Annotated in this window: 22 protein-coding genes, 1 tRNA gene and 1 pseudogene; 13 read left to right on the top strand and 11 right to left on the bottom strand. The window is 72.9% G+C overall.

Annotation, left to right across the window (positions count from 1 at the left end):
* Positions 1 to 9 precede the first annotated feature (9 nt).
* Positions 10 to 762, bottom strand: coding sequence for an SDR family NAD(P)-dependent oxidoreductase (locus AB0F89_RS07075; protein ID WP_367133771.1), 753 nt, complete (start codon positions 760 to 762; stop codon positions 10 to 12).
* Positions 763 to 1042: 280 nt separating this feature from the next.
* On the opposite strand from AB0F89_RS07075, the gene AB0F89_RS07070 reads away from it, so the two are divergent.
* Positions 1043 to 2341 carry a UDP-glucose/GDP-mannose dehydrogenase family protein gene (locus AB0F89_RS07070; RefSeq protein ID WP_367133769.1) on the top strand — a complete coding sequence of 433 codons (1299 nt, stop codon included), beginning with the start codon at positions 1043 to 1045 and terminating at the stop codon, positions 2339 to 2341.
* A gap of 85 nt (positions 2342 to 2426) precedes the next feature.
* The gene (locus AB0F89_RS07065) at positions 2427 to 4223 is read left to right on the top strand and encodes a gamma-glutamyltransferase family protein (RefSeq protein ID WP_367133767.1); all 1797 of its coding nucleotides are present in this window, start codon (positions 2427 to 2429) and stop codon (positions 4221 to 4223) included.
* A gap of 435 nt (positions 4224 to 4658) precedes the next feature.
* On the opposite strand, the gene AB0F89_RS07060 is transcribed toward AB0F89_RS07065, so the two are convergent.
* Complete coding sequence (locus AB0F89_RS07060) at positions 4659 to 4943, bottom strand: hypothetical protein (protein ID WP_367133765.1); 285 nt, start codon at positions 4941 to 4943, stop codon at positions 4659 to 4661.
* 174 nt (positions 4944 to 5117) lie between these two features.
* Between AB0F89_RS07060 and AB0F89_RS07055 the strand changes: the two genes are divergently transcribed.
* Positions 5118 to 6017: a sensor histidine kinase gene (locus AB0F89_RS07055; RefSeq protein ID WP_367133763.1), complete on the top strand. Its 900-nt coding sequence runs from the start codon at positions 5118 to 5120 to the stop codon at positions 6015 to 6017.
* Positions 5914 to 6573, top strand: a complete 660-nt coding sequence (locus tag AB0F89_RS07050; protein WP_367133761.1) for a response regulator — start codon at positions 5914 to 5916, stop codon at positions 6571 to 6573. The genes AB0F89_RS07055 and AB0F89_RS07050 overlap by 104 nt, the downstream gene beginning before the upstream one ends.
* Positions 6574 to 6704: 131 nt before the next feature.
* On the opposite strand, the gene AB0F89_RS07045 is transcribed toward AB0F89_RS07050, so the two are convergent.
* Entirely contained in the window at positions 6705 to 7079 is a 375-nt protein-coding gene (locus AB0F89_RS07045; RefSeq protein WP_367133759.1) for a hypothetical protein, read from the bottom strand.
* 364 nt (positions 7080 to 7443) lie between these two features.
* Between AB0F89_RS07045 and AB0F89_RS07040 the strand changes: the two genes are divergently transcribed.
* From AB0F89_RS07040 to AB0F89_RS07030, 3 genes are all read left to right on the top strand, one after another.
* A complete protein-coding gene (locus AB0F89_RS07040; RefSeq protein ID WP_367133757.1) occupies positions 7444 to 8748 on the top strand; it encodes a hypothetical protein in 1305 nt (434 codons plus the stop codon).
* Positions 8749 to 8829: 81 nt separating this feature from the next.
* Positions 8830 to 10314: a polysaccharide pyruvyl transferase family protein gene (locus AB0F89_RS07035; protein WP_367133755.1), complete on the top strand. Its 1485-nt coding sequence runs from the start codon at positions 8830 to 8832 to the stop codon at positions 10312 to 10314.
* The gene (locus AB0F89_RS07030) at positions 10311 to 12269 is read left to right on the top strand and encodes a glycosyltransferase (protein WP_367133753.1); all 1959 of its coding nucleotides are present in this window, start codon (positions 10311 to 10313) and stop codon (positions 12267 to 12269) included. The genes AB0F89_RS07035 and AB0F89_RS07030 overlap by 4 nt, the downstream gene beginning before the upstream one ends.
* 39 nt (positions 12270 to 12308) lie before the next feature.
* Here the strand turns inward: AB0F89_RS07030 and AB0F89_RS07025 are convergent, their stop codons facing one another.
* The 3 genes from AB0F89_RS07025 to AB0F89_RS07015 form a co-directional block, all read right to left on the bottom strand.
* Positions 12309 to 13424, bottom strand: coding sequence for a hypothetical protein (locus tag AB0F89_RS07025; protein WP_367133750.1), 1116 nt, complete (start codon positions 13422 to 13424; stop codon positions 12309 to 12311).
* A gap of 130 nt (positions 13425 to 13554) precedes the next feature.
* Entirely contained in the window at positions 13555 to 15225 is a 1671-nt protein-coding gene (locus AB0F89_RS07020; protein WP_367133748.1) for a hypothetical protein, read from the bottom strand.
* Positions 15225 to 16316, bottom strand: a complete 1092-nt coding sequence (locus AB0F89_RS07015) for a hypothetical protein (RefSeq protein ID WP_367133746.1) — start codon at positions 16314 to 16316, stop codon at positions 15225 to 15227. Before AB0F89_RS07015 ends, AB0F89_RS07020 begins: the two co-directional genes overlap by 1 nt.
* A gap of 319 nt (positions 16317 to 16635) precedes the next feature.
* Here AB0F89_RS07015 and AB0F89_RS07010 point away from each other — a divergent pair.
* Positions 16636 to 16977: pseudogene (locus AB0F89_RS07010) on the top strand (ATP-binding cassette domain-containing protein); the annotation flags it as partial.
* Between the two features lie 21 nt (positions 16978 to 16998).
* Here AB0F89_RS07010 and AB0F89_RS07005 read toward each other — a convergent pair.
* The 5 genes from AB0F89_RS07005 to AB0F89_RS06985 all read right to left on the bottom strand — a co-directional run bounded on the left by AB0F89_RS07005 (position 16999) and on the right by AB0F89_RS06985 (position 19287).
* Positions 16999 to 17673 (bottom strand): hypothetical protein, encoded by a 675-nt coding sequence (locus AB0F89_RS07005; RefSeq protein WP_367133744.1) that lies wholly within the window; start codon positions 17671 to 17673, stop codon positions 16999 to 17001.
* Between the two features lie 45 nt (positions 17674 to 17718).
* Positions 17719 to 18120 (bottom strand): hypothetical protein, encoded by a 402-nt coding sequence (locus AB0F89_RS07000; RefSeq protein WP_367133742.1) that lies wholly within the window; start codon positions 18118 to 18120, stop codon positions 17719 to 17721.
* Positions 18121 to 18242: 122 nt separating this feature from the next.
* Entirely contained in the window at positions 18243 to 18671 is a 429-nt protein-coding gene (locus AB0F89_RS06995; protein WP_367133740.1) for an OsmC family protein, read from the bottom strand.
* Positions 18672 to 18790: 119 nt separating this feature from the next.
* A tRNA-Gly gene (locus AB0F89_RS06990) sits at positions 18791 to 18863 on the bottom strand.
* 13 nt (positions 18864 to 18876) lie between these two features.
* Positions 18877 to 19287 (bottom strand): hypothetical protein, encoded by a 411-nt coding sequence (locus AB0F89_RS06985; RefSeq protein ID WP_367133737.1) that lies wholly within the window; start codon positions 19285 to 19287, stop codon positions 18877 to 18879.
* Positions 19288 to 19535: 248 nt separating this feature from the next.
* Between AB0F89_RS06985 and AB0F89_RS06980 the strand changes: the two genes are divergently transcribed.
* From AB0F89_RS06980 to AB0F89_RS06960, 5 genes are all read left to right on the top strand, one after another.
* On the top strand, positions 19536 to 20909 hold the full coding sequence (locus tag AB0F89_RS06980) for a sigma-70 family RNA polymerase sigma factor (protein WP_367133735.1): 1374 nt from the start codon (positions 19536 to 19538) through the stop codon (positions 20907 to 20909).
* 84 nt (positions 20910 to 20993) lie between these two features.
* Positions 20994 to 21428, top strand: coding sequence for a DUF983 domain-containing protein (locus AB0F89_RS06975; protein ID WP_367133733.1), 435 nt, complete (start codon positions 20994 to 20996; stop codon positions 21426 to 21428).
* Positions 21429 to 21455: 27 nt separating this feature from the next.
* A complete protein-coding gene (locus tag AB0F89_RS06970) occupies positions 21456 to 22319 on the top strand; it encodes a DNA-formamidopyrimidine glycosylase family protein (protein ID WP_367133731.1) in 864 nt (287 codons plus the stop codon).
* A 92-nt stretch (positions 22320 to 22411) separates the two neighbouring features.
* Entirely contained in the window at positions 22412 to 22678 is a 267-nt protein-coding gene (locus AB0F89_RS06965) for a hypothetical protein (protein ID WP_367133729.1), read from the top strand.
* A 216-nt stretch (positions 22679 to 22894) separates the two neighbouring features.
* Positions 22895 to 24154 carry a sensor histidine kinase gene (locus AB0F89_RS06960; RefSeq protein WP_367133727.1) on the top strand — a complete coding sequence of 420 codons (1260 nt, stop codon included), beginning with the start codon at positions 22895 to 22897 and terminating at the stop codon, positions 24152 to 24154.
* Positions 24155 to 24162 lie beyond the last annotated feature (8 nt).

The raw sequence follows: 24162 nt of genomic DNA, 5'->3' as shown, positions 1-24162 counted from the left end.
GGGCAGCCGTTACCGCGGCGCCATCCTGAGGGCGCCGTCCATGCGGATGACCTCGCCGTTCAGGTAGTCGTGCTCCACGATCGCCACGGCCAGCCGCGCGTACTCCTCCGGCAGCGCCAGCCGCTTCGGGAAGGGGACGCCGGCCGCCAGGCCCGCCCGGAACTCGTCCGACACGGTCGCCAGCATCGGCGTGTCCACGATGCCCGGCGCGATCGTCATCACCCGCACGCCCACCGACGACAGGTCGCGCGCCGCCGGCAGCGTCATCCCGACCACCGCCGCCTTCGACGACGCGTAGGCCACCTGCCCGATCTGCCCGTCGTACGCCGCGATCGACGCCGTGTTGATCACCACGCCGCGCTGCCCGTGCTCCAGCGGCTCGGTCGTGCCCATCGCCGCCGCCGCCAGCCGCAGCACGTTGAACGTGCCCACCAGGTTGACGTCGATGACCTTCCGGTACAGGTCGAGGGGGTGCGGGCCGGACTTGCCGACCGTCCGCGTCGACGGACCGATCCCCGCGCAGTTCACCACGACCCGCAGCGGCGACCCCGAACCGGCAGCCGCATCGACAGCGGCCTGGACGTCGTCCTCCGAGGTCACGTCCGCCGCCAGGTAGGTCACGCCCTCCACCTCGGGGGCGCCGTCGATCGAGAGGTCCAGCGCGAACACCGCCGCGCCGCGCGCCGCCAACGCGCGCGCCGTCGCGTGACCAAGGCCGGACGCGCCGCCGGTGACGATCGCCGCGGTACCCGAGATCTCCATACATCCTCCTGTCCTGGGGACAGGAGGTTAACGGTCGTTCAGCCCCCGGCGCGCGGAGAAGTGCAGCATTGCGACCAACGGCACGGCCGCCAGCGCCGCCAACCCCACGAAGAGCAGCAAGAAGAGGACGAGTTCCATACCCAAGACCTTGCCTTCGTGCGGACGAAACCGCGTCCGCCGCGAGGGGTGTTTCCCCGTACACCCAGGGGACTACCCACCTCACTCTCCGCATACGCCTGGTGTTTGACCCACGGCCAACTCCGGGTGGGACCGTCACGGCATGTTCGTCCGGCGGATCGCGGTCGTGGGAACGGGTTACGTGGGCCTGACGACGGGGGCGTGCCTCGCCTCCCTCGGACACCGGGTCGTGTGCGCGGACGTGGACGCGCTGAAAGTCGCCCGGCTGCGCGCCGGGCAGGTCGACATCCTCGAACCCGACCTCGCCGACCTGGTCGCGGCCGGCCAGGCGGCGGGCAGGCTCCGGTTCGTGGAAGGCGCGCGCGACGCCGTCACCGACGCCGAAGTCGTGTTCCTGTGCCTGCCGACACCCATGGGCGCGGGCGGCGCGGCCGACCTCGGCGCGGTCGAAGCGGTCGCCCGGGAGATCCGCGACGTCCTCCCGTACGGCGCGGTCGTCGTGTGCAAGTCCACCGTCCCGGTCGGCACGTCGGTCCGGGTCGCGGCGCTGCTCGGCCGCGAGGACGTCGCCGTCGTCTCCAACCCCGAGTTCCTGCGCGAGGGCAGCGCCGTCCGCGACTTCCTGCACCCCGACCGGATCGTCGTCGGCTCCGACTCGCCGCAGGCCGCCGAACGCGTCGGAGCCCTGTTCACCAGGCTCGGCGCGCCCACCGTGCTCATGGACGCCGCCAGCGCCGAGATGGTCAAGTACGCCGCCAACTGCTTCCTGGCGATGAAGCTGTCCTACGTCAACGCGGTCGCCGAGCTGTGCGAACTCGTCGGCGCCGACGTCACCTCCGTCACCGAGGGCATGGGCTACGACAAGCGCATCGGCCAGTCGTTCCTCCGGCCCGGACCCGGCTGGGGCGGGTCGTGCCTGCCCAAGGACACCCACGCCATGGTCCGCATCGCCGACGCCGTCGGAGTCGACTTCTCGCTGGTCAGGGCCACCATCGAGACCAACGCGCGGCAGCAGCGGCGGGTGGTGGGCAAGGTGCGCGCGGCCGTCGGCGCACTGGCCGGCGCGCGCATCGGCGTGCTCGGGCTCGCGTTCAAGGCGGGCACCAACGACCTGCGCGACTCGCCCGCGCTGGCGGTCGCGGAACTGCTGGCGTTCGAGGGCGCCGAACTCGTGGCGCACGACCCGGAGGTCAGCCGGCCGCTCGTCGGCATGACCGTGGTCGACTCGCCGTACCAGGCGGTGCGCGACGCCGACGCGGTCGTGCTGCTGACCGACTGGCCCCAGTTCCGCGCGCTGGACTGGTCGCTGGTCGCGTCGGCGATGGCCGGCTCGACCGTGGTGGACACCCGCAACCACCTCGACCCCGACGCGCTGGCACGAGCCGGGCTCGTCCTCCACGGCATCGGGCGTGACCTGCGCGTTCCCGACCAGGCCAGGTGAGCGGACGTCGGGTTCAGCGGATCTTCAGGACACTATCTCGTTAGCGGGGGTAACAAAAACGGGTGGTGCGACGTAGGTTGTCGCAGTGTTCACCACCCGCCCTGAACTAGTCGGCACGCACGGCATGGTCGCGTCGACGCACTGGCTCGCCTCCAGCGCGGGCATGGCCGTCCTGGAGGACGGCGGCAACGCCTTCGACGCCGCCGTCACCGCAGGCTTCGTGCTGCAAGTGGTGGAACCGCACCTCAACGGACCCGGCGGCGAGGTCCCCGTGGTCTTCGCCGCCGCCGGCGAGACCGCGCCCCGCGTGCTGTGCGGCCAGGGCGTGGCCCCCGCCGGCGCCACCACCGACCACTACCGGTCGCTGGGCCTGGACCTGATCCCCGGCAGCGGCCTGCTCGCCGCCACCGTGCCCGGCGCCTGGGACGGCTGGCTCACCCTGCTGCGCGACTACGGCACCAAGACGCTGCGCGAAGTGCTCGGCTACGCGATCGGCTACGCCCGCGACGGCTTCCCGCTGCTGGAGCGCTCGGCGTTCACCATCTCGACGGTGGCCGACCTGTTCAAGGACCACTGGACGTCGTCGGCGGCGCTGTGGCTGCCCGGCGGGAGGCCGCCGGTCGCGGGGGAGCGGTTCCGCAACCCCAAGCTGGCCGACACGTGGGAGTGGCTGCTGGCCGCCGCCGAGGCCGCCGGGTCCGACCGCGACGCGCAGATCGAGGCGGCGCGGCGGGCGTGGTCGCAGGGGTTCGTCGCGGCGCAGGTGGACGAGTTCTCCCGGATCGCGCACCGGGACGACTCGGGTGGCGACCACGCCGGCGTGCTGACCGGTGAGGACATGGCGACGTGGGAGGCGGGGTACGAGGACGCCGTCTCGGTGGACTTCGGGTCGTGGAGCGTCGTGAAGCCGGGGGCGTGGACGCAGGGACCCGTGCTGCTGCAGCAGTTGCTGCTGCTGGAGGGCTTCGCCGACCGGCTGGGCTACGTGGGCGGGGTGCCGACGGCGGAGACCGTGCACCTGGCGGTGGAGTGCGCGAAACTGGCGTTCGCCGACCGTGAGGCCTGGTACGGGGACAGCGGCGACGTGCCGCTCGATCTACTTCTTTCGAGGGAGTACGCGGCCGAACGCCGGCAACTCGTCGGTGATCATGCTTCACTCGATCTGCGACCCGGATCACCTGGGCGAGTGGATGCACGGCTCCCCGGGCACATTTCGCGCGGTCCGCGCGTTGCCAGCCAAAGAGACAGCGGCGGGGCGCTCGGCGAGCCAACCGTGTCGCGAGCGGGCACGGTCAAGGGTGACACGGTCCACGTCGACGTCGTCGACCGCTGGGGCAACATCGTGTCGGCCACCCCGTCGGGCGGTTGGCTGCAGTCCTCGCCGACCATCCCGTCCCTGGGCTTCTGCCTCGGCAGCCGCGCCCAGATGTTCTGGCTGGACGAGGGGCTGCCGAACTCCCTGGCCCCCGGCAAGCGCCCCCGGATCACCCTGTCCCCGAGCCTGGCCCTGCACGACGGCCTGCCCGCGATGGCCTTCGGCACACCGGGCGGCGACCAGCAGGACCAGTGGCAGCTCGGGTTCTGGCTCGCGCACACCGTCGGCGGGATGAACCTGCAGGAGGCCATCGACTCGCCGATGTGGCACACCAACGCGTTCCCCAGCTCCTTCTACCCGCGGACCTGGACGCCCGACGAGGTCGTGGTCGAGTCCCGCGTCGGCGAGGCCGCGCTGGCCGAACTCCGCGACCGCGGCCACGCCGTCGTGGACGCGGGCCCGTGGGCGCTGGGTCGGATGTCGGCCGTGGCCCGGGACTCCCGGGACGGCCTCCTGCGCGCCGCCGCCAACCCGCGCGGCGCCCAGGGCTACGCCGTCGGCCGGTGACGCTCCGGTCGGTGCTCCGCTCGGTGATCCGGTCGGTCGGTGACCCGCTCGGCCGGTGAGGTCCGGCCGATGGCGCCCAGACGGCCAGGCGGGGGACCTGCTCGGGCAGTGATCCGCTCGGCTGGTGCCGCTCGGCGGTGCCGCTCGGGCGGTGACCCGCTCGGCCGGTGCCGCTCGGGCGGTGACCTGCTCGGTCAGCGATGCTCGGCCGGTGACGCGCTCGGGCGGTGTGCTCGGGCGGTGGCGTGCGGCTGGTGACCCGCTTGGCCGGTGACGTTCGGCCGGTAGTGCTCGGGCGGTGAGGTTCGGGCGGGGAACTGCCTGGCAGGCGACCTGCTCGACCCTGCGGCGGGCGGGAGGTTGGAACGGCCCCGGCCCGAGGGGGAGGGGGCCGGGACCGTTCCGGCTCGAGGTGTGCGGGCGGACCTGGTGGGGTCAGTCGCGCGGGGTGGAGCCGAGGGCCAGGCGCAGGTCCAGGGGGGCGTCCCCGACCACGTTGCCGGGGCCGCTGCCGTCGCCCAGGACGACCGGGCCGGCCGGGTGGGCGGTGTCCACGCGGACGACGTCGGCGATGTTGGCGAGCTTGCCCAGCTCGCTGTCCACGCTGGGCGTGGTGTGCGCGCCCGCGTCGACGGCCTGAGCGGTGCCGCCCAGGCCGAGCATGACGGCCGTGCCGCCGAGGGTGACCGCGGCACCCGCGATGGTCTTCCTGAGGTTCATGGGCCGGAAAGTTTCGCAACCGGCCCCTCCGGATCAAGCTCGCTACTCCCGCCGAGTGGAATAGTTCACCCCCTCCGGTGGAGTCCGGCCCCGACGACTACGTCGGCTGACGTACGGCCCCGGGCCGCCCGTCGACCGACGCCACCGCCGACCCGCCTCCCGTACCGTCACCCCGTGGCCTGGTTGGCGTGGCTCTGGTTCGCGGCGACGTTCGCGCCGCTCGCCTGGCGCAGGCGCTTCCCCGTGGCCGTCATCGCGCTGACCGGCGCCTCCACGTGGCTCTACTACCTCACCGGCCACTGGGGCCCGCTGATCGCGGCGCCCGCCATCGCCGTGCTCTCCCTGCGCCGCACCCGCATCGCCGAGCAGCGCAGCCGCCAGGTGGAGGAAGAACGGCTGCGGATCGCGCGTGAGGTGCACGACGTCGTCGCGCACAGCCTCGCCATGATCAACGTCCAGGCCGGGGTGGCCGCGCACGTCGCCGACCGCCGCCCCGAAGAGGCAGTCAAGGCGCTCCGGGCGATCAAGCGGGCCAGCGGCCACGCGCTGGACGACCTGCGGGCCACCCTCGGCGTCCTGCGCACCGGCGAGGGCGCCACCCCGGCGCCCGGCCTCGCCCGGTTGGACGAGCTGGTCCGACCGGTGCCGACGGCCAGGGTCGTCGGCACGCCGGGCGCGTTGCCCGCGCCGGTCGACGCCGCCGCCTACCGGGTCGTGCAGGAAGCCCTCACCAACGCGGTGCGGTACGCGCCGGACGCGTCCGAGATCGTCATCTCGTTCGAGCGCGCCGACGACGCCCTGGTCCTCACCGTCACCGACGACGGCGGGGGCGCCGAGCACCAGCCGCAGGGCGCGGGCGCCGGCCTCCGGGGCATGGCGGAACGCCTCGAAGCGCTCGGCGGCACGTTGGAAGCCGGGCCGTCGGCGCACGGCTTCACCGTCAGGGCAGTCCTACCGCAGGGGGTTCGTGGTGATCAGGGTGGTGCTGGCCGACGACCAGGCGCTGGTGCGCGCGGGGTTCCGACTGCTGCTGGACACCGAGGACGGGTTCGAGGTCGTCGGCGAGGCCGGTGACGGCGAGGAGGCCGTCCGGCAGGCGCACGAGCACCGGCCGGACGTCGTGGTGATGGACGTCCGGATGCCCGGCGTGGACGGCCTGGTCGCCACCCGGCGCGTCTGCGCCGAGCTGCCGGGCGTGAAGGTCCTCATCCTCACCACCTTCGACGTGGACGAGTACGTGTTCGAGGCGCTGCGCGCCGGCGCGTCCGGCTTCCTGCTCAAGGACACCGAGCCGGTGGAGCTGCTGCACGCCCTCCGGGTGGTCGCGGAGGGTGAAGCGCTCCTCGCACCGAGTGTCACCCGGAAGTTGATCGAAGAATTCGCGAGCCGACCGGAGCACCGGCGGCCGGAGCCCGGCGCGCTGCGCGAGCTGACCGCCCGGGAACGCGAGGTGCTGGCGCTCGTGGCCGCCGGCCTGTCGAACGAGGAGATCGCCGAGCACTTGGTGATCAGCCCGGCCACGTCGCGCACCCACGTCAGCCGGGTCATGACCAAAGTGGGCGCGAGGGACCGCGCGCAACTCGTCGTGCTCGCCTACGAATCAGGTTTGGTGGCACCGCGCCGAGGGTGAATATTCATTGTTGGCGGGCGCGGTGAGCGCCGGCGAAACTTCTTCGAATAGCCACTAAAATTACGGACAGTGACCGTAACGCCGATACCCGCCGCATTGTGTGTGCGGCGGGTGACGTTAACGGGGGATGGCTAGGCGATGGCGCCCGGCGGCAGCTTCAGCTTGAACGGCAGCGTGGTCACGACCGCGAGGTCCGACGCCGTCCGCTTCATCAACGTCGGCGCGTTGCGCGAACCGGGCTCCGGCAGGTCGAGCAACCGGTCGACGGCCTCGACCAGCGGCCCCTCGTAAATCCACACCGCCTGGGCGGCCCGCTGGCTGTCCCGCACGGCGGGCAGCCTGCCGGCGCGCGCCTCGGTCTCCGACCAGAACAGGATCGAGTCGATGAACCCTCTGCGCTGCTTGAACGCCATGATGCGGTCGAGCTGTCCGTCCTCGTCCCGGAGGTGGAGGAACTGGAAGCCGCTTTCGCGCAGCTCGATGACTTTGCTCAGTGCGAGATCCATGGCGCACCTACCTCTGTTCTGAGGTCCCCTAGCAGGCACAGGTCGTACGACCCGAAAATGATCGTACGGCAAGCGGACAAGCCGCCATAGGGGCTAGACCGGCGGGGCGGCCTCAATACGGGGTTCAGCACCGCCGGATTTCGATGCGGATCGCAGTACGCGAACGGTTCGCACTAAAAACGCCAGTGCTCCTGTGGTGACCAGCATCACAGTGGGCCACATGCCGTTCCTCCGCTGGGTGGGGACTGCTGTCACCGGTGAGACGCCCGTCATGGGTGCTGGGTTGCACTGGTTCACGTTCTTGAATCCACACCTTGTGCTGATCCTCGAACGGGCGACGACATCGCCAACTACCCTGATCGGCGTGAGCGTCGACCCGCCCAAGAGCCTCCCGGCGGTGCCCGAGTCGCTGCTACCCCGCGAGCACGCCTTCTACCGACCGCGCCACAGCGAGCGCCAGCGCGGCGCCCTGGTGGCCGCCGTCGTCTTCTTCTGCACGCCGCTCCTGCTGCTGGTCGTCGGCGTGCGGCCGGGCGAGTTCGAGAACCGCAAGCTGGCCGAGTTCCCGGCGATCACCCAGGGGTGGGACTTCTTCGTCGGCCTCGACCGCTGGGCCACCGACCACCTGCCGCTGCGGCAGCAGGCGGTGATCGCGGCCGACGGGATCAGCCGGGGCGTGTTCGGCGAGCCGCCCAAGCTCAAGCGCGAGACCAAGGTCGACGGCCCGGTGCAGCTGCCCGCGCCGCCGCCGACGACCACGTCGGCGCCGCAGGACCGGGACGCGCCCATGCCGTCGGACTTCCCCGACGTGATCGAGGGCAGGCGCGGCTGGCTCTACCTCGGCCAGGACGTGCGCGGCGCGTGCGAACCCGCCATGGCGCTGGACGACGTGTTCGCCCGGCTGCGCGCGCTGCGCACCGCGGTCGAGTCGTCCGGCCGGAAGTTCGTGCTGGTGGTCGCGCCGAACAAGTCCACGATGGTCCCGGAGAACCTGCCCACCCGGTACTACGGCGCGGACTGCGCCGCGCCCCGGCGCGAGGAGTTCTGGAACCGGCTCTCCGCCGAGACCGGCGCGCTCGACCTGCGGCCGGGGCTGCGCGCCGCCGCCCAGAAGGCGGGCGGCCCGGTGTACTCCCGGCTCGACACGCACTGGAACCACGACGGCGGCCTGGTCTACACCCGCGCGCTGGTCGAGCAGATCCGGCCGGGCGCCACCGCCGGCTGGAAGGTCGAGAAGGGCGACGTCGTCGACGTGCCCGCCGACCTGCCGAGGCTGCTCGGCCGCACGGAGAGCGAGCGGGTGCAGACCTACACCGTCGCGCCGGACGGCAAGCGGTCGCGGTCGCGCGCGGTGGACCGGCCGCTGGAGGAGCCGAAGCGGTTCGTCCAGCTGCCCGGCACCGGCATGGTGAACACGCAGGTCGGGATGCTCGGCGACTCGTTCAGCATGCACGTGCTGCGCGACCTGGTCGCGCCGTTCTCCGACCTGACCCTGCAGGACTCCGACCAGCTCCCGAAGGACCCGCGACGGGTCGCCGACATGCTGGCCGGCAAGGACGTGGTGGTGGTCGAGGCGTCCGAGCGCAGCCTGGTCGCGGGCGTGCACCCGCTGCTGGACCAGGACGTCCTGGGCACGATCACCGCCGAGCTGGCCGCCCGGCCGAAGTGAGAGCGGGGTGGGCGCCGTGGTGAGTAACGACATGGCGGATCCCCCCACCCCGCCGGAACGGCGTCATTACAGTCTCGGGCTGTGAGCAACAGCCAGGACACGACCCGGCCGGTCGGCACCGTCGCGGTGTGGGGGACGTTCGACCTCGACAACTTCGGCGACCACCTGTTCCCCAGGGTGACCGAGCGGGAGATCCTCCGCCGCTTGGACGGGTGGCAGGTCCGCCCCTACTCGCCGTACGGGCAGGAGCACCCGTGCCGGATGGACGGCGGCTTCGTCGCCGACGCGCTCGGCGAGTGGAGCCCGCCGCGGGTGGCGGAGCTGGCGGCCGAGGCGGACCTCACCCTCATCGGCGGCGGCGAGATCATCCACTTCAAGGACGAACTGCTCGCCGGCGCGTACCACACGACCCCCGAGGCGCTGGCCGCCCGGGCGCCCGGCCGCTTCTTCGTGGACGGGCTCGGCGAGTACGAGGCCGACCACCCGGTGGTCTGGAACGCCGTCGGCATCCCGTTCGTGCCGACGCCCGAGCAGGCCGGCATGGTCAAGGACGCGACCGAGCGCCGCGAGTACGTGGCGGTGCGCGACGAGCTGTCGCTGGAGCGGCTGCGCGCGTGCGGCGTGGAGACCGACGTCGCGGTCGTGCCCGACCTCGGCTTCCTGCTGGACCGCCTGGTCGAGCCCGAGGTGCTGGCCGAGCGGCTGCGGTACTTCAAGTTCATGGGCTGGTACCCGGAGGACCGCCCGGCGCTGATCGTGCAGGCCAACCGGTCCGCCGTGCACCGCGCCGCGGAGCTGGCCAAGGTGCTGGAGTGGGCGCTGGACGAGGCGGTGCCGGCGGACGTCGTGCTGCTGGAGACCGGCCCGTGCCACGGCGACGACCTGTTCGCCGACGCGCTGACCGCCCGCCTGCCCGGCCGCGACGTGTACCGGCTGCCCGGCGGCATGCCGCCCGAGGACGTGCTGGCCGCGATCCACGGCTCGATGGGCGTCGTGGCGATGAGCTTCCACGCCAACATCGCCGCGTTCGTCTACGGCAAGCCGTGGGTGGTGCTCGACCTGTCCGACCAGAGCAAGCTGCGCGCGCTGGCCGAGACCATGGGCGCGCCGGACCAGCGCGGCGTCGACGGCGACACGCTGGCCAACGCCATCCGCGCCGCCTTCGGCCGCCGTCCCGACCCGGAGCGGCTGCGCGGGCTCCAGGCCGCCGTGGACGCGCACTTCGACCGCGTCGCCGAGCTGGCGCTCAAGTCGTGGCAGCAGCGCGGTGGTGACGCCGCCGCCCGGATCGCCGAGCTGACCCGGCAGAACGAGCTGCTGCGCCGCGCCTACCAGCAGCTGCGCAAGCGCCAGGTGGTGGAGCGCACCGCGCTCGTCACGCGGTTGGAAGAGGCGACCGAGGAGCGCGACGAGGTGCGCGCGCAGTGGCGCGCGGCGGTGGACGAGATCAACCAGAAGCTCGCGCACGACAGCCGCGAGCTGGCCGCGCTGCGCAACACCAAGCTGATGCGGTGGTCCGACCCGCTGCGCAACGTGTACGGGCGCATCCGGAAGGCGGGATCGTGACCGACACCGCGTACGACGCCGAGACCCCTCCGCTGGTCTCGATCGTGCTGGTCTCCTACGGCGGTCGCGCCATGCTCAACCACTGCCTGTACCTGGTGGCCAAGCACACCGCGGTCCCGCACGAGGTGATCGTGGTGGACAGCGGCTCGACCGACGGCACCGACCAGTGGGTCGGCCGGAACATGCGCGGCGCGCGCGGCCACGTCATGGGCCGCAACATCGGCTTCGGCGCGGGCTCCAACCGCGGTGTCCTCGACGCGCGCGCGCCGTACGTGTGCTTCCTCAACGCCGACGTCGAGGTCGGCCCGCACTGGCTGGAACCGCTGGTCGAGGTGCTGGACGGGCAGCCGTCGGTCGGCGCGGTCGCGCCGGTGCTGCGCGATCAGAGCGGTGACATCCAGGAGTTCGGCTCGGTCGTCGGCGCCGACGGCTGGTGCCGGGCGTGGGGCGACGGCGCGCCGGTGGGCCCGGAGAACGCGCTGTTCCCGCACGCGGTCGACTACGCCTCCGCGGCCTGCCTGCTGGTCCGCCGGCGGGCGTTCAACCAGGTCGGCGGCTTCTCCAACGACTACGACACGGCGTACTTCGAGGACGTCGACCTGTGCTTCGCGCTGCGCGCCGCCGGGTGGTCCACCGTGGTCGACCCGCGGACGACCGTCGTGCACCAGCGGCACGGGTCGTCCAACAGCGACGTCGCCACCGACCTGATGAAGGTCAACCACAGCACGTTCCTGCGCCGCTGGGCCGACGAGCTGGAGGGGCGTCCCGCGCTGCCCGCGCCGGACCGGAAGTCGCCGCTGTTCTACCTGGCCCGCGACGTGCTGGTGGACGAGCGGGTGCTGGTCGTGGACGACCGGGTGCCCAACGCCGACCGCGGCAGCGGCGACCCGCGCACCCACCGGCTGCTGGAGGCGCTGGCCGCGCCCAACCGGCGGATCACGTTCCTGGCCCGCGACATCCTGCGCGCCGAGGCGTACGCGCCCGCGCTGCTGGAGCTCGGCGTCGAGGTGGTGTGGGTGCACTCGAACCCGTTCCAGGTGCTCAGCGAGCGCGCCGGGCTCTACGACGTGGTCATCGCGATGCGCCCGCACAACTACCAGTGGATCGCCGACGCGGTGGCGCAGAGCCAGCCGCAGGCGGTGAAGGTCTACGACTCCGAGTCGCTGTTCCACCGGCGCGTGGAGCAGTACGTGGACGACGCCACGTCCCCGGCGCAGCGGGCCAGGCTGTCCGCCGAGGCCACCCGCCAGCGCGAGGTGGAGGAAGCCGCGTTCCGCTGGGCCGACGTGGGCGTGTGCGTCACCGACCTGGAGGCCGAGTGGGCCCGCCGGGTCGCGCCGGACGCCTCGATCAAGGTGGTCGGCTACCCGGTGGAGAGCCCCGCGGCGGTGCCGGGCGTGGCCGACCGGTCGGGCATCGCCTACTTCGGCGGCTTCATGGCCGGGCCGGGCAGCCCGAACGAGGTCGCGGTGCTGGAGCTGGTGCGCGACGTGCTGCCGCCGCTGCTGGCCCACCACCCCGAGCTGCGACTGGGCGTGGTGGGCGCGGACCCGACGCCCGCGGTGAAGGCGCTGGCGTCGGCGAGCGTCGAGGTGGTCGGGCGGGTGCCGAACCCGTCCTGGGCGCTGGGCCGCTACCGCGTGCAGGTGGTGCCGATGCGCCTGGGCGCGGGCATCAAGCTGAAGTTCCTCGACTCGATGGCCGCCGGCCTGCCGTTCGTGACGACCCCGGTCGGCGCGGAGGGGCTGCGGCTGGAGGGGCTGACCAAGCACCTGGTGGCCGAGTCGGCCGCGGAGATGGTGGAGCTGGTCGACGCGCTGCTGTCCGACGACGTGCTGTGGCAGGACGTGCAGCACGCGCTGCTCGACATCTCCCGGACCTGGTTCTCGTGGACCGCGTTCCGCCGCGAGGTGGACGACGTGCTGGCCGAGTGCGGGGTGTCGCCCCGGCGGTGAGCGGGTGGGGGGCGTGCGGTCACGCCCCCCACCTCCGCGTCACGTGGTCGGCGGGAACTCCTCCAGCTGCCGGGTGAGCAGCGCGTCGAACGCGGCCTTGGCGGTCGGCTCGTCCGGCGAGTACGCCTCGACCCGCACCACGAACCCGTCGCTGAGGTAGTGCGCCCGGTAGGTCGCCATGGTGTTCACCGAGGTCAGCGGCAGGTGCCTGGCCTGGACGCCGGTCGGCGAGTCGGGCAGCAGCTGGAAGCTCGCCGCCTGGTACAGCGCGTCGACCTGCTCCAGCGCGGTGGTCGCGGCCGCCGGGCTGTCGGCGTTGAACGCCCAGATGCCCTGGGACAGCGAGGTCGCGTCGTCCGTGCTCACCGCGAAGCGCACGTCCTTCACGCCGACGCTCTCCAGCAGCTGCGCCTCCTCCAGGGTGGGCACCTTGGCGGCCAGCGCCTCCTCGATGGTCAGCGTCTTGAACTGCCGGACGCTGCCCTTGACCTCGACGAACGGGCCGTCCGGCACCGTCTTCGGCTTGACCGTGGTGGTCGTGGTGGGCGTGCTCGACGTGGGCGTGCCGCCGCCCGCGTTCGGGTCGGAGCCGCCACGGCCCCAGATGAAGTAGGCGCCGACGCCGAGCCCGGCCACCAGCAGCACCACGACCGCGATCAGCGCGATCTTGCGGCCCGAGCCGGACGGCTTGTCGTCGAAGACCTCGGGACCCTGGGCGCCGCCCCACACGTCGGTGCCGCCACCGCCCCACGGCGGGGCCGCGTCACCGCTGCCCGTGCTCCAGTTCGGCTGCGGGAACTGCTGCGCCGGGAAACCGCCGCTGCCGGGGCCCGCCTGCTGCTGACCGGGCGGCACCACCTGGGTGCGGTCCGCGTCCGGCGGTGGGACCGGGCGGATGTGCTGGGTGCGCTCCGCGTCGACCGGGCGCGCGCCGCCGGGCACCACCTGGGTGGCGTCCGCGCCGGGCTGCCTGCCCTGGTTCGGGGTGGCGTCCCAGCTGAACGGGGGCGGGAACGGCCCGCGGTTGTCCGGCTCCGCCGACGCCGACTGCGCGGCGCTGAGGACTTCGTCCCGGCGGCGGCGGTAGTCGTCCGCGGAGATCTGCCCCGTGGCCAGCGCGGAGTCCAGCTCGCGCAAATCGTCTTGCCACGCCATCTGGCGGTTCCCTCCCCTGTTGCTTGAGCACTGGACATTGTGGCCCCACCCGGTGGGGCGGTCCGCACCGGTGGACGACATCGCAACCATCTTGAGTCGCCACGACGACCGCCGGGGGCGTCCGGCCGGGTCACTCCACGTCGATGACCAGCGTCGTCCGGTAGAGCTTCCCGCCGGAGGAGACGAGCACCACACCGCCCTGCGTGCCCGGCTCCGCGACCACCTGCCAGCCGGCCCGGCCGGTCGCGTGGATCGTGTCGACCACGTCCTTGCGCGGCAGGCCGACGGCGCCGCCGCCGACCACCTCGCTGCCGCTGTCGACCACGAGCACGCAGTCCGCCGCGTGGCCGTCGACGGCGGCCCAGCCGTACACCTTCGCGTCGCCCTCGACCGGCCCGGTCTCCACCGCGCCCGCGGTCTTCGCCGAGCCCTTCGGGCCGGGCAGCTCGCCGACCTGGCTCATGTCGATCACCGAGCCCAGCTCGTGCGGGCCGCAGCCGAGCGAGAAGTCCTCGGTGAACGGGTACGCCCGCAACGACTTCAGCACCGGGATGACGTTCGGCGTGGAGTTCATCGACTCGATCACGGACAGCGCGCCGACCCGCATCGCGACCGCCAGCACCGGCTGCTTCGGGTAGTTCGCCCGCACCGCCGCGGCGTTCGCGCTGCCCACGGCGTACGCGGTCACGCCGAACACCAGCGCGATCGGCACCGCGTGCCTGCGCGCCAACACCGGGCCGCGGACCACCAGCAGCACCAGCAGCGCCGCCGCGCCCAGCAGCGCGACCATCGCGTACCGCGGGCCGAGCGCTTCGCCGTTGCCGAACCGCGCGCGGCTCGCGCCGACCATGCCCGCGACCAGCACGACGTGCACGGCCAGGCCGAACCAGCCGGAGTCGGTCACCGGCGCGTCGCCCAGCCGGGCGCGGACCAGCGCGGTCAGCGCGAACACGACCGTGACGGCGCCCGCGACGGCGGCGACCTCCACGTCCCGCGCGGCCCACACCTGGCCGAGCATCGCCAGCGCGGTGCTCAGCAGGCTGTCCGCGCCGAGCAGCGTCGGCGCCGGGTACTCCGGCGGACGGCTGGGCAGCAGCCACAGCACCACCGTGACGACGCCGAGCGCGATCGGCAGCAGCACCTGCCAGAGGCGGTCGCGGCGCAGCCAGGCGACGACCGCCAGGGCGGCCCACACCGGGAACGCGCTGCCGTGGCCGAAGCAGCCCACGACCGCGAGCACCGCGGCGACGGCCGTCTGCCCGCGTTGCGCGAAGCCGATCGCCAGCACCGCGGGCACCAGGCCGACCAGCCAGTGCAGGCCGCTCATGCCCATGCCGAAGTACTCCAGCGCGGCGGACGAGAACAGCAGCGTGGACAGCGCCACGACGACCGCGAGCCGGGTCCGTCCGGTCAGCGCGGGTGGCAGCATCCGCACCAGCCCGGCGAGCATCACCGCGACCAGCACGACGTTGCCGACGCCGAGGACCCAGTTGTAGGCGCTGAAGAACTTGGCGTCGAGCCAGAACAGCGGGCCCGCCAGCGTGATCGGGTGCTCGTTGTAGAGGTCGAGCAGCACGTCCGCGCGCAGGCTGCCGTCCTCGTTCGCGACCTTGGCCAGGACGGCCCAGTAGTCGTTGAAGTTCATCCGGGGCGAGCGGACGGCCTCGGCCAGCGCGATCAGCGCGGGCACCGGCACGAGGGCGAGCAGCAACCAGCGCAACGGGTCGCGGGCGGGCGCGGGCGCGCTCCCGCCCGCGCTCTCGCCGCTGCCGTCGACCGGTGTGCGCTCCACCGTGGTCATCAGCTCGGTTTCACCGATTCGGCGACCTTGGCGACGTACGCCTGGAACGCCTCCCGGACGGTCTTGTCCGGCACGGACGCGGGCGCCGCGGTGGCGATCCGGATCGTGACGTCGCCGGAGGTGTAGACCGCGCGGTACAGCGACTGCTGGGCGGTCGCCAGGGTCATCACCGAGACCGACTCGGGCAGCGAGGTGCCGGTGACCGGTGTCATGCCCGCGGCGGCCTGGTTCTGCACCAGGGTGTCGGCCAACTCGACCGCCGCGGTGGCGTCCTTGGCGACGAACGCGGAGCCCGCGAAGCTCATCCCGTTCCTGCCGGCGACCTTGTCCACCAGGCGCTCCACGCCCGCGGTCTCCAGGGCCTTGACGTCCTTCTCGCTGACGACCTTGGCGGACTTGGCGTCGGCCAGGGAGTACTCGCCGTTCTTCGGGCCGGGCTTGCCCTCCGGGTCGGGCAGCTTGTCGGCGGTGAACCCGCTCTCCGCCGCGGTCGGGGCGGCGGAGGACGTGCCGCCGGTGCCGGTGGCGGTGTCGTCGGAGGGCTTGAAGCCGAACCACCAGACCGCGCCGCCGATCAGGGCGACCACCAGGACGCCGACCACGACGCCGACCCACTTCTTCGAGCCGGAACCGGTGTCGGAGAACACCTCCGGGCCCTGCATGCCCTGCATCTGCCAGGACGGCGCGCTGTCCGCCCACGGCGGGGCGGGGAAGCCGCCCGACTGCGGGCCCTGCTGCTGGTGGGGGTGCGGCGGCTGCTGCTGGGGCGGCCACGGGCGCTGCTGCTGCGGCGCCGGCGGTTGCTGCTGGGGGAACCCGCCGGTCACCGGCCGCACGACCTGGGTCTTGTTGGGGTCGACCGGGCCGGGGCTCGGGACCACCTGGGTGCGCTCGGCCTCCTGGCCCTGGTTCTGGCCCTGGTTCTGGCCCTGGTCACCGGCCGGGTTCGTCGCCGACCACCGGGGGCTCGCGGGCCCGCCGCCGGACACGGCCGCGAGCAGTTCGTCGCGCTGAGAGCGGTGCTGGTCCGGGGTGATCTTCCCGGACGCCAGCGCGTCGTCGAGAGCCTTGAGTTCTTCCTGCCAGCCCATCCCAGTCCCTCTCACCGCGCCCGATCGGGCGGAGCCTAACCGCACCGACCCGCCGGACGTGCCGGATCACACCAGCTTGTGACGTTCCGCCCAGCCGACGGCGATGGGCACTCCTGGCGTGGCTCGGGCGCACCGCCCGCCGGTCCACTCGCACCGGCTGTCACGCTGCCGGGTCGCCGGGAACACATGGTAGTTGCGCCCCTCCGACGAGCGTCCCCCGACCGGGTCGATGCCGCCGCCATCGTGGCAAAAGCGGTGGATCGGCCGACCTGGGATGCGGGAGCGCTCCTCACACGGCGCGGGGGCGTTCGTCGACCGGCTGCCGGCCGGGCTGGACACCGTGGTCGGCGAGCGCGGAGCGCGGCTGTCCGGCGGGCAGGAGCAGCGCCTGGCCATCGCCAGGGCGCTGACCCGCGACCCGCGCGTGCCGGTGCTGGACGAGGCGACCTCCGCGCTGGACAACAACTCCGAGGCGCTGGTGCAGCAGGCGCCGGCCCGGCTGGTGCGCGGCCGGACCGCGTTCGTGGTGGCGCACCGGCTGTCCACGATCCGCAACGCCGACCGCATCGTGGTGATGGACGACGGGCGGATCGCGGAGATCGGCTCGCACGACGAGCTGCTGCGGTCCGGTGGCCTCTACGCGCGGGCGCAGACCGCGTGAGACCGGTGGCCCCCGGCCGCCTCAGCCCTTCTTGGTGAGCAGGTTGGGCCCGACGATGCGCCGCGCGATCCGCCGGAACCGGCTGCGCGGCTTGGCCGGTGGGTTCGGCTTGGCGGCGGCGGCTGCGGTCGGTGCGGGGTTCGGGGGAGCGGGGTTCGGGGAGGAGGGGGCGGAGAGGACTTCGGTCGGCTCGGCGACGGGCGCGCCCGACCCGGTGACCGGTGCGGGCGCGGCGACCGGCGCGGCCGGAGCCGGGACGGCGGTGTGCGGTGCGCCGGCGGGGGCATGCGGCGCGGAGGCGGCGTTGTGCGGCGCGGCCGGTGCCGGTGCTGCGGCGAGCGGCGCGGCCGGTGCCGGGGCGGCGGCCTGCGGTGCGGGGGTGGGGGGTGCGGTGAGAGGGGTGGCGGGCGCGCCGTTGGCGTAAGCGTTCGGGGTGCCGTTCGGGGCGCCGTTCAGCCGGCCGTTGAGCGAGCCGTTCGGGAAACCGTTCGCAGAACCGTTCGGGAAACCGCTGCCCGGCGCCACCGGTTCGAACTTCGTGGTCACCGCCGTCATCGGCACGACCGGGGGGAGGTTGGTCGCGGTCATCGGCTCGGCGGTGGGCCAAGCGGGTTCGGCGGTGGCGGCGGGCTGGATGCGGATCGTGGGAGTGTCGTTGCTTCGCTGGGGCTGGGTGGGCACCTGGCTTGACGTCACCCCTCGATCTTGCCAAAACACGCTCGGTGATCCGGTGCCGGGCGATCAGCAGAACAGGATTCCGCACGGTCTGCGCGTCGTCGTGGTGGTCGTGGTCGTCGTCGTGGTGGGCCGCCGGGTGGTGGTCGTCGTCGGCCGCTTCGTGGTCGTCGTCGTCACGTTCGTGGTGGTGGTGGCGCTGGTGGGCTCGGTCGTCGTGGTGGTCGTGCCGGACGACGACGTCGTCGTGGTGGTCGTGGTGGTGGTGACCGTGGTCAGCGTCACCGTGGCGTCGGTCACGGTGGCCGTCCGGCTCGGCTGCTCGTTGCGCTTGACCACGACGATCTCACCGCCGTCGGACGGCGGCAGGCCGCGCGGCGTCCTGTTCACGGCGGCGTGCGTCGCCAGCAGGGCGGCGACCGCCGCGCCGATCAGGGCGCCGAAGGCGAGCCGACCCGGACCACTCAACGCCGTGAGCATCCCCAACGACTACCGGCCTCACCCGTTGGGGTCAAATCCTCCGGGACATCCGGTACCGGCCTGACACTTCGGGTATCGGGCCGGTACCAGAGGTCATCCGAACACCCCGGTCACGCCTGGAGCGTGGCCGTCAGCGTGATCTCGGTGCCGGCGAGCGCCTTGCTGACCGGGCAGTTCTGCTTGGCGTTCTCGGCGGCGGCCGCGAAGCCGTCGGCGTCCAGGCCGGGCACGACCGCGGTGACGGTCAGGTGGATGCCGGTGATGCCCGTGCCGGGCTGGAACGTCACCTCGGCCGAGGTGTCGACCTGCTGCGGCGGGGTGCCCGCCTGCGCGAGGCCGTGCGACAGCGCCATCGAGTAGCAGGACGAGTGCGCGGCGGCGATCAGCTCTTCCGGGCTGGTCTTGCCATTAGCCGCCTCGGCCCGGGACGGCCAGCTCACGGCGTAACTGCCGACGCCCGAGGACTCCAGGGCAACGGTGCCGTTGCCCTCCATCAGGTTGCCTTCCCAGTGCGTGGTCGCCTTGCGGGTGGTGGCCATATTTCTGCAACTCCGTCTTCGACGAGGAACCTTCGACGCCAACCTAATGGGGAACGCCGGGGCGCGCCTTGACCGGTGCACGAGAAAGGCCCCGGTGCGAACACCGGGGCCTTTCGCAGAGCGGATGACGAGACTCGAACTCGCGACCCTCACCTTGGCAAGGTGATGCGCTACCAACTGCGCTACATCCGCCTGTTGGAGATAACTATAGCCCACCTTCCGACCGGGTTTCGACGGGGGGTCCCTTCCGGTCGAGCAGCTGGTCGACCTCGGTCAACCGCTCCTTCGGCCAGCGCCACTCCCACAGCGGCCGGACCCGGTCGACGACCTCGGCGGGCAGCCACGGCGCCACGTCGTCGCGCAGCTCCCACTCGTCGAACACGTGCTCGTAGAAGCTGACCACCGACGCGTCGGCCAGGAACCGCTCGGGCTGCCGGAAGCACCAGTGGGCGAAGCCGTACACCCGGCCGAGGACCTCGCGGTCGCCGTCGCGGTGCGCCTCCAGCGCGAGGTGCACCAGCTCGGACAGGAACACGTGGCAGGACCACGACTCGCGCTCGACAACGGCGCTCAGCTCGGGGAGGAGGGCGGAAGCCCTTGTGCGCCAATCGACCACGCGGCAGGAGACTACTCGTCGCCGCCGCGTTCGCAGCGCCGTCGCCCACCACCTGACGCCCACCCGTGACCGGTCCGTCACCGACCGCGAGCGCGCTTGATCCGGTGGGCAGCCGCCGCCGGTACCCCGAACGGCCCACTCCAACCGTCGGTTGTTCGGTATCGGCTCGCTATCACTTCGGGCCGACCGGGGCCGGTTGTGGCATCTTGACCCTGGAGCACAGGCATGGCGGGAGGTGCCGGGGCGGGATGGCCGGAGAAGCCGATTTCGACCGGGAACTGCTCGCCAGGGTCAGGGCGGGCGACGACGGCGCGTTCGGCGAGCTGTTCACCCGTCACGCCGACGCCGTTCGCCGGTTCGCCCTCCGGCACGTGCGTGAACACGCCGAGGCCGACGACCTGACCGCGGAGGCGTTCTTCCGGGTGCTCCAGGCGATCCGCCGGGGCACCGGCCCGACCGACCACGTGCGCACCTACCTGCTGACCGTCGCGCGCCGGGTGGCGTGGGAGTGGAGCGGTCGCCGGCGGGACGTGCCGGTGGAGGACGAGGAGCTGAGCCGCCGGGTCGAGCCGTTCCCGGACGTCACCGCGCGGCGGCCGGAGCACGCGCTGATCTCCCGCGCGTTCACCAGCCTGCCCGAGCGGTGGCGCGCGGTGCTGTGGCAGGTCGAGGTGGAGGGCGAGCGGCCGGCCGCGGTCGCGCCGAGCTACGGCCTGAGCCCGAACGCGATGGCGGCGCTGGCCCGGCGGGCCCGCGAGGGGCTGCGGGCGGCGTACCTCCAGGCGCACCTGGCCGAGGACACCGGGCCGCGGGCGTGCAGCTCGGTGCTGGCCAAGCTCGGCGCGTACACGGCGGGCGGCGCGCAGGGCGCCGAGCAGAAGCGCATCCGCAAGCACCTGCGGGTCTGCTCGTCCTGCAACGCGCTGCACGCCGAGCTGGTCGAGGTGTGCTCGACGCTGCGCGCGCACGCCGCGAGCATCGCGGTGCCGGTGCTGGCGACCGCGCTGGTGGGTCCGGCGGCGCTCGGCACGGGGGCGCTCGGCCCGGTGGTGCTGGGCAAGGCCGCGTGGCTCACCGGCCGGGTGAAGCTGGCGCTGGCGGCCACCGCGTCGGCCGCGGCCGTCGGGCTGTTCGGGGTGGTGGCCGGCACGTTCACCGGTGCGCCCGGCCCGGCGCTGCTCCAGCCGGGGCCGGACGGCGCGCCCGGCGACAACGTGCTGGCGCTGTGCTCGACCGAGCCGACCACGACCGCGACCGGCGCGGCGACCAGCGAGCCGTCACCGGCGCCGCCCGCCGACGCGCGCGACGCCGGGCGCGCCGAGGTGGTGCAGGTGGTGCGGACGGCGCCGCCGGTGACCACGTTCGTCACCGTCACCGCGCCCGCGCCGCCGCCGGTGGAGCCGACCGGGGCGACCGCGTCGGCCGAGGCCCGCTCCCTGGTCGTGAGCACCACGTCGGAGCCGGTCACCACGTCGCACCCCGGTTCGGTGCTGGTGGTCACGACCACCACGACCACCACCGGGGCGCCCAAGGTGGCCGTGACGACCACCGGCCGGCCCAGGCCCGTCACGACGACGACGGTGACGCTGCACCCGACGCCGACCTCCCTCGACCCCGCGTGAGCGCGTGGTTCACCCACGAGGTGCAAGACTTCACCGGTAGCGTGGGAAGCGCTGAGTGATCGCTCGACGTCTGAGGAGACGGTGATGACGCGGCTGGTGCGCGGCGCTGACGGCCGGATGTGGACGGTGCGCAGCCAGATCGAGTGGCGCAACCCGTCCCGGGACGCCGACTTCGAGCACGACGTGAGCGGCGGTTACGGCCCGGGGGTGCTGCTGCTGGGCATCGTCATCGCCATGGGCGTCATCCTGGTGGCGTGGACGCCCGCCGAGGTGGTCGTGCCCGCGTGGCTGCTCGTGGCGCTGGTCCTGGTGTTCCTGTTCTTCCCGGTGCGCTGGGCGGTGCGCAGGCCGTGGCTGGTGGCGGCCGAGTCGAAGAAGACCGAGGAGCTGCCGCCGGAGCGGTGGGTCGGCTCCGTGCGCGGCTTCCTGACCGTGCGCAACGAGGTGGCCAACGTGGCCCGCAAGATCGAGATGTACTCGCTGCCCGACCTGGACGGCCCGCTGCAGCCGGTCGACTGATCGCCGTTCGCGGGTGACACTGGTCGGGTGCCGGAGCTGCCCGAGGTCGAGGCCCTTGCCCACCACCTGCGCGAGCACGCCGTCGGACGCCGCGTGCACCGGGTGGACGTCGCGTCGTTGCAGGTGCTGAAGACGTTCACGCCGCCGTGGACCGATCTCCAGGGCCGCGAGGTGACCGGCGCGGGCCGGTTCGGCAAGCACCTGGACCTGGACTGCGACGGCCTGCACCTGGTGGTGCACCTGGCGCGGGCCGGGTGGCTGCGCTGGTCGGAGCACCTGGCGGTGGCGCCGCCCAAGCCGGGCCGCGGTCCGCTGGCGCTGCGCGCGCACCTGGGTCCGCCCGGCGAGGGCCCCGGGTTCGACCTGACCGAGGCGGGCACCAAGAAGGGCCTGGCCGCGTGGGTGGTGCGCGACCCGGCGGAGGTGCCGGGCATCGCCCGGCTGGGGCCGGACGCGCTGTCGCTGACCCGCACCCAGCTGGAAGACCTGTTCTCGGGCCGCACCGAGCGGCTGAAGACCGCGTTGACCGACCAGACCGTCATGGCGGGCGTGGGCAACGCCTACTCCGACGAGGTCATGCACACCGCCCGGCTCTCGCCGTACGCGACGGCGGGGAAGCTGGACGCCGAGGCGCTGGACCGGCTGCACGAGGCGTTGATCACCGTGCTCACCGACGCGGTCGCCCGGTCCGTGGGCCAGTCCGCGGCGACCCTGAAGGGTGAGAAGCGGTCCGGGCTGCGGGTGCACGCGCGGACCGGCCTGCCGTGCCCGGTGTGCGGTGACGTGGTGCGCGAGGTCTCCTTCGCGGACAAGGCGTTCCAGTACTGCCCGACCTGCCAGACGGGCGGCCGGCCGCTGGCCGACCGGCGGATGTCGCGGTTGCTCAAGTAGGTCACACGGTCGAGTGGCTTGCTCCGTTCGTCGGCTGATCAGGGCCGGCTGGGGAATGCCTCCAGGTGTCCGCCCGACCACCTGGAGGAGCCATGAACCAGCGCATCGCCGCCGCGCTGCTCGGAGTCACCATGGGACTGGCCACGTTCGCCGGTTCGCACATCGCCGTCTCGGCCGCCGCGCCTGAGCGGGACGAACCGCACCTGACGCAGGACCAGGTCTCGAAGACGATCTGCCGCGTGCTGGAGGAGCTGGACCTCCTGGACCACCCCGACCTGGCAGACCTGGTGGAGAGGCTGGAGTGCGAGAAGTCGGGCGACCCGACGGAGACCACGACGTCCACGACCGGCGCCCGTTGAGCGACCGGGCGCCTGGTGAGCGGTCGGCGCTGACGCGGGGTGAGCGCCGGAGCCGTCGGTGCGGCCCGAGTGATCGGGTCGCACCTACTCTCAGTGATCCTTTGACCCGTTGATCACCCGTTCGGGTAGCCGATCTGCCACGGTTGCCCCCAATTCATCCGATGTGCACGTCTCCCCACGGCGATCCCCTTGCCTTGACCGCCCCCACGGCACAGCATGGACGCCGTGCGGGACCTCCTGACCGAGCGCGCTGTGCTCGGACTCATCGCGACCTTGGCCGTCCTCGGCCTCTTCGTGATGCTGTGCCGCGCCCGCCGCGTGAGCACGTCGGTCGAGGACGCCGTGATGGACATGCTGCACCGCATGTCCAAGGCGTCGGCCGACCTGCGCGAGGGCTTGACCGAGGAGGCGGCGAACAAGGCGACGCCGCACCTGCGGGAGATGCTGCGGTGCGTCGCGGTCGGCATCACCGACCACGAGGGCACGCTGCTGTCCTGGGACGGCGGCGCCAACGACCACTACGAGTTCCTGCGCGGCCACGTCGAGAGCGCCATCGGCGAGGGCCACAAGGAGCACGTCGAGCACCGCAAGCTGGACTGCGAGCTGCCCGGTCCGTGCGCGCTGCACAGCGCCGTGATCGTGCCGCTGGTGGTGGAGGACGACGTCGCCGGCACGTTGATCGTGATCAGCGGGGTGGCGAACAAGCGGCAGATCCGGATGGCCGAGGAGACGGCGCGGTTCGTCTCCACCCAGCTGGAGCTGGAGGTGCTGCAGAAGTCCCGGCAGGCGCTGGCGCAGGCCGAGGTCCGGGCGCTGCGGGCGCAGATCTCGCCGCACTTCGTCTACAACGCGCTGAACACCATCTCGTCGCTGATCCGCACCGACCCGGCGCACGCGCGGGAGCTGCTGCAGGAGTTCGCCGAGTTCACCCGCTACTCGTTCCGCACCGACGGCTTCTTCACCACGCTGGCCGACGAGCTGACCAACATCCACCGCTACCTGACCATCGAGCAGGCGCGGTACGGCGCCCGGCTGAACGTGCGGCTCAAGATCGCGCCCGAAGTCCTCCAGGTCGTGCTGCCGTTCCTGGTGCTGCAACCGCTGGTGGAGAACGCCGTCCGGCACGGCCTGGCCAAGAAGCCCGGCGGCGGGCTGCTCACGATCATCGCCGAGGACAACGGCGCGGAGGCGTTGATCTCGGTCGAGGACGACGGCGTCGGGATGGACCCGGACCGGCTGTTCGAGGACCTGAAGGACGCCCACCAGACCGGCGCCCACGTCGGCCTCGGCAACATCAACCACCGGATGCGGGCGGTCTTCGGCGACGACTACGCGCTGGTCGTCGAGACCGCGCCGGAAGCGGGCATGAAGATCATCCTGAAGATCCCGAAGTACAGCCGGGGCGTGCGGACGAACCTGCCGCTGGTGCCGCCGCGGCTGGAGGACACCACCGAGCAGCCCGTCGTCCGCGCGTGACCCGACCG

Source organism: Saccharothrix sp. HUAS TT1 (assembly GCF_040744945.1).
Lineage (GTDB): Bacteria > Actinomycetota > Actinomycetes > Mycobacteriales > Pseudonocardiaceae > Actinosynnema.
The sequence above is the reverse complement of the archived record's forward strand: the minus strand, read 5'-3'. Positions and strand labels throughout refer to the sequence as shown.

Coding starts and splice junctions, on each gene's coding strand:
- AB0F89_RS07075 (WP_367133771.1), bottom strand. CDS start 762: ATGGAGATCTCGGGTACCGCGGCGATCGTCACCGGCGGCGCGTCCGGC.
- AB0F89_RS07070 (WP_367133769.1), top strand. CDS start 1,043: ATGTTCGTCCGGCGGATCGCGGTCGTGGGAACGGGTTACGTGGGCCTG.
- AB0F89_RS07060 (WP_367133765.1), bottom strand. CDS start 4,943: ATGAACCTCAGGAAGACCATCGCGGGTGCCGCGGTCACCCTCGGCGGC.
- AB0F89_RS07045 (WP_367133759.1), bottom strand. CDS start 7,079: ATGGATCTCGCACTGAGCAAAGTCATCGAGCTGCGCGAAAGCGGCTTC.
- AB0F89_RS07025 (WP_367133750.1), bottom strand. CDS start 13,424: ATGGCGTGGCAAGACGATTTGCGCGAGCTGGACTCCGCGCTGGCCACG.
- AB0F89_RS07020 (WP_367133748.1), bottom strand. CDS start 15,225: ATGACCACGGTGGAGCGCACACCGGTCGACGGCAGCGGCGAGAGCGCG.
- AB0F89_RS07015 (WP_367133746.1), bottom strand. CDS start 16,316: ATGGGCTGGCAGGAAGAACTCAAGGCTCTCGACGACGCGCTGGCGTCC.
- AB0F89_RS06995 (WP_367133740.1), bottom strand. CDS start 18,671: ATGGCCACCACCCGCAAGGCGACCACGCACTGGGAAGGCAACCTGATG.
- AB0F89_RS06980 (WP_367133735.1), top strand. CDS start 19,536: ATGGCCGGAGAAGCCGATTTCGACCGGGAACTGCTCGCCAGGGTCAGG.
- AB0F89_RS06975 (WP_367133733.1), top strand. CDS start 20,994: ATGACGCGGCTGGTGCGCGGCGCTGACGGCCGGATGTGGACGGTGCGC.
- AB0F89_RS06965 (WP_367133729.1), top strand. CDS start 22,412: ATGAACCAGCGCATCGCCGCCGCGCTGCTCGGAGTCACCATGGGACTG.
- AB0F89_RS06960 (WP_367133727.1), top strand. CDS start 22,895: ATGGACGCCGTGCGGGACCTCCTGACCGAGCGCGCTGTGCTCGGACTC.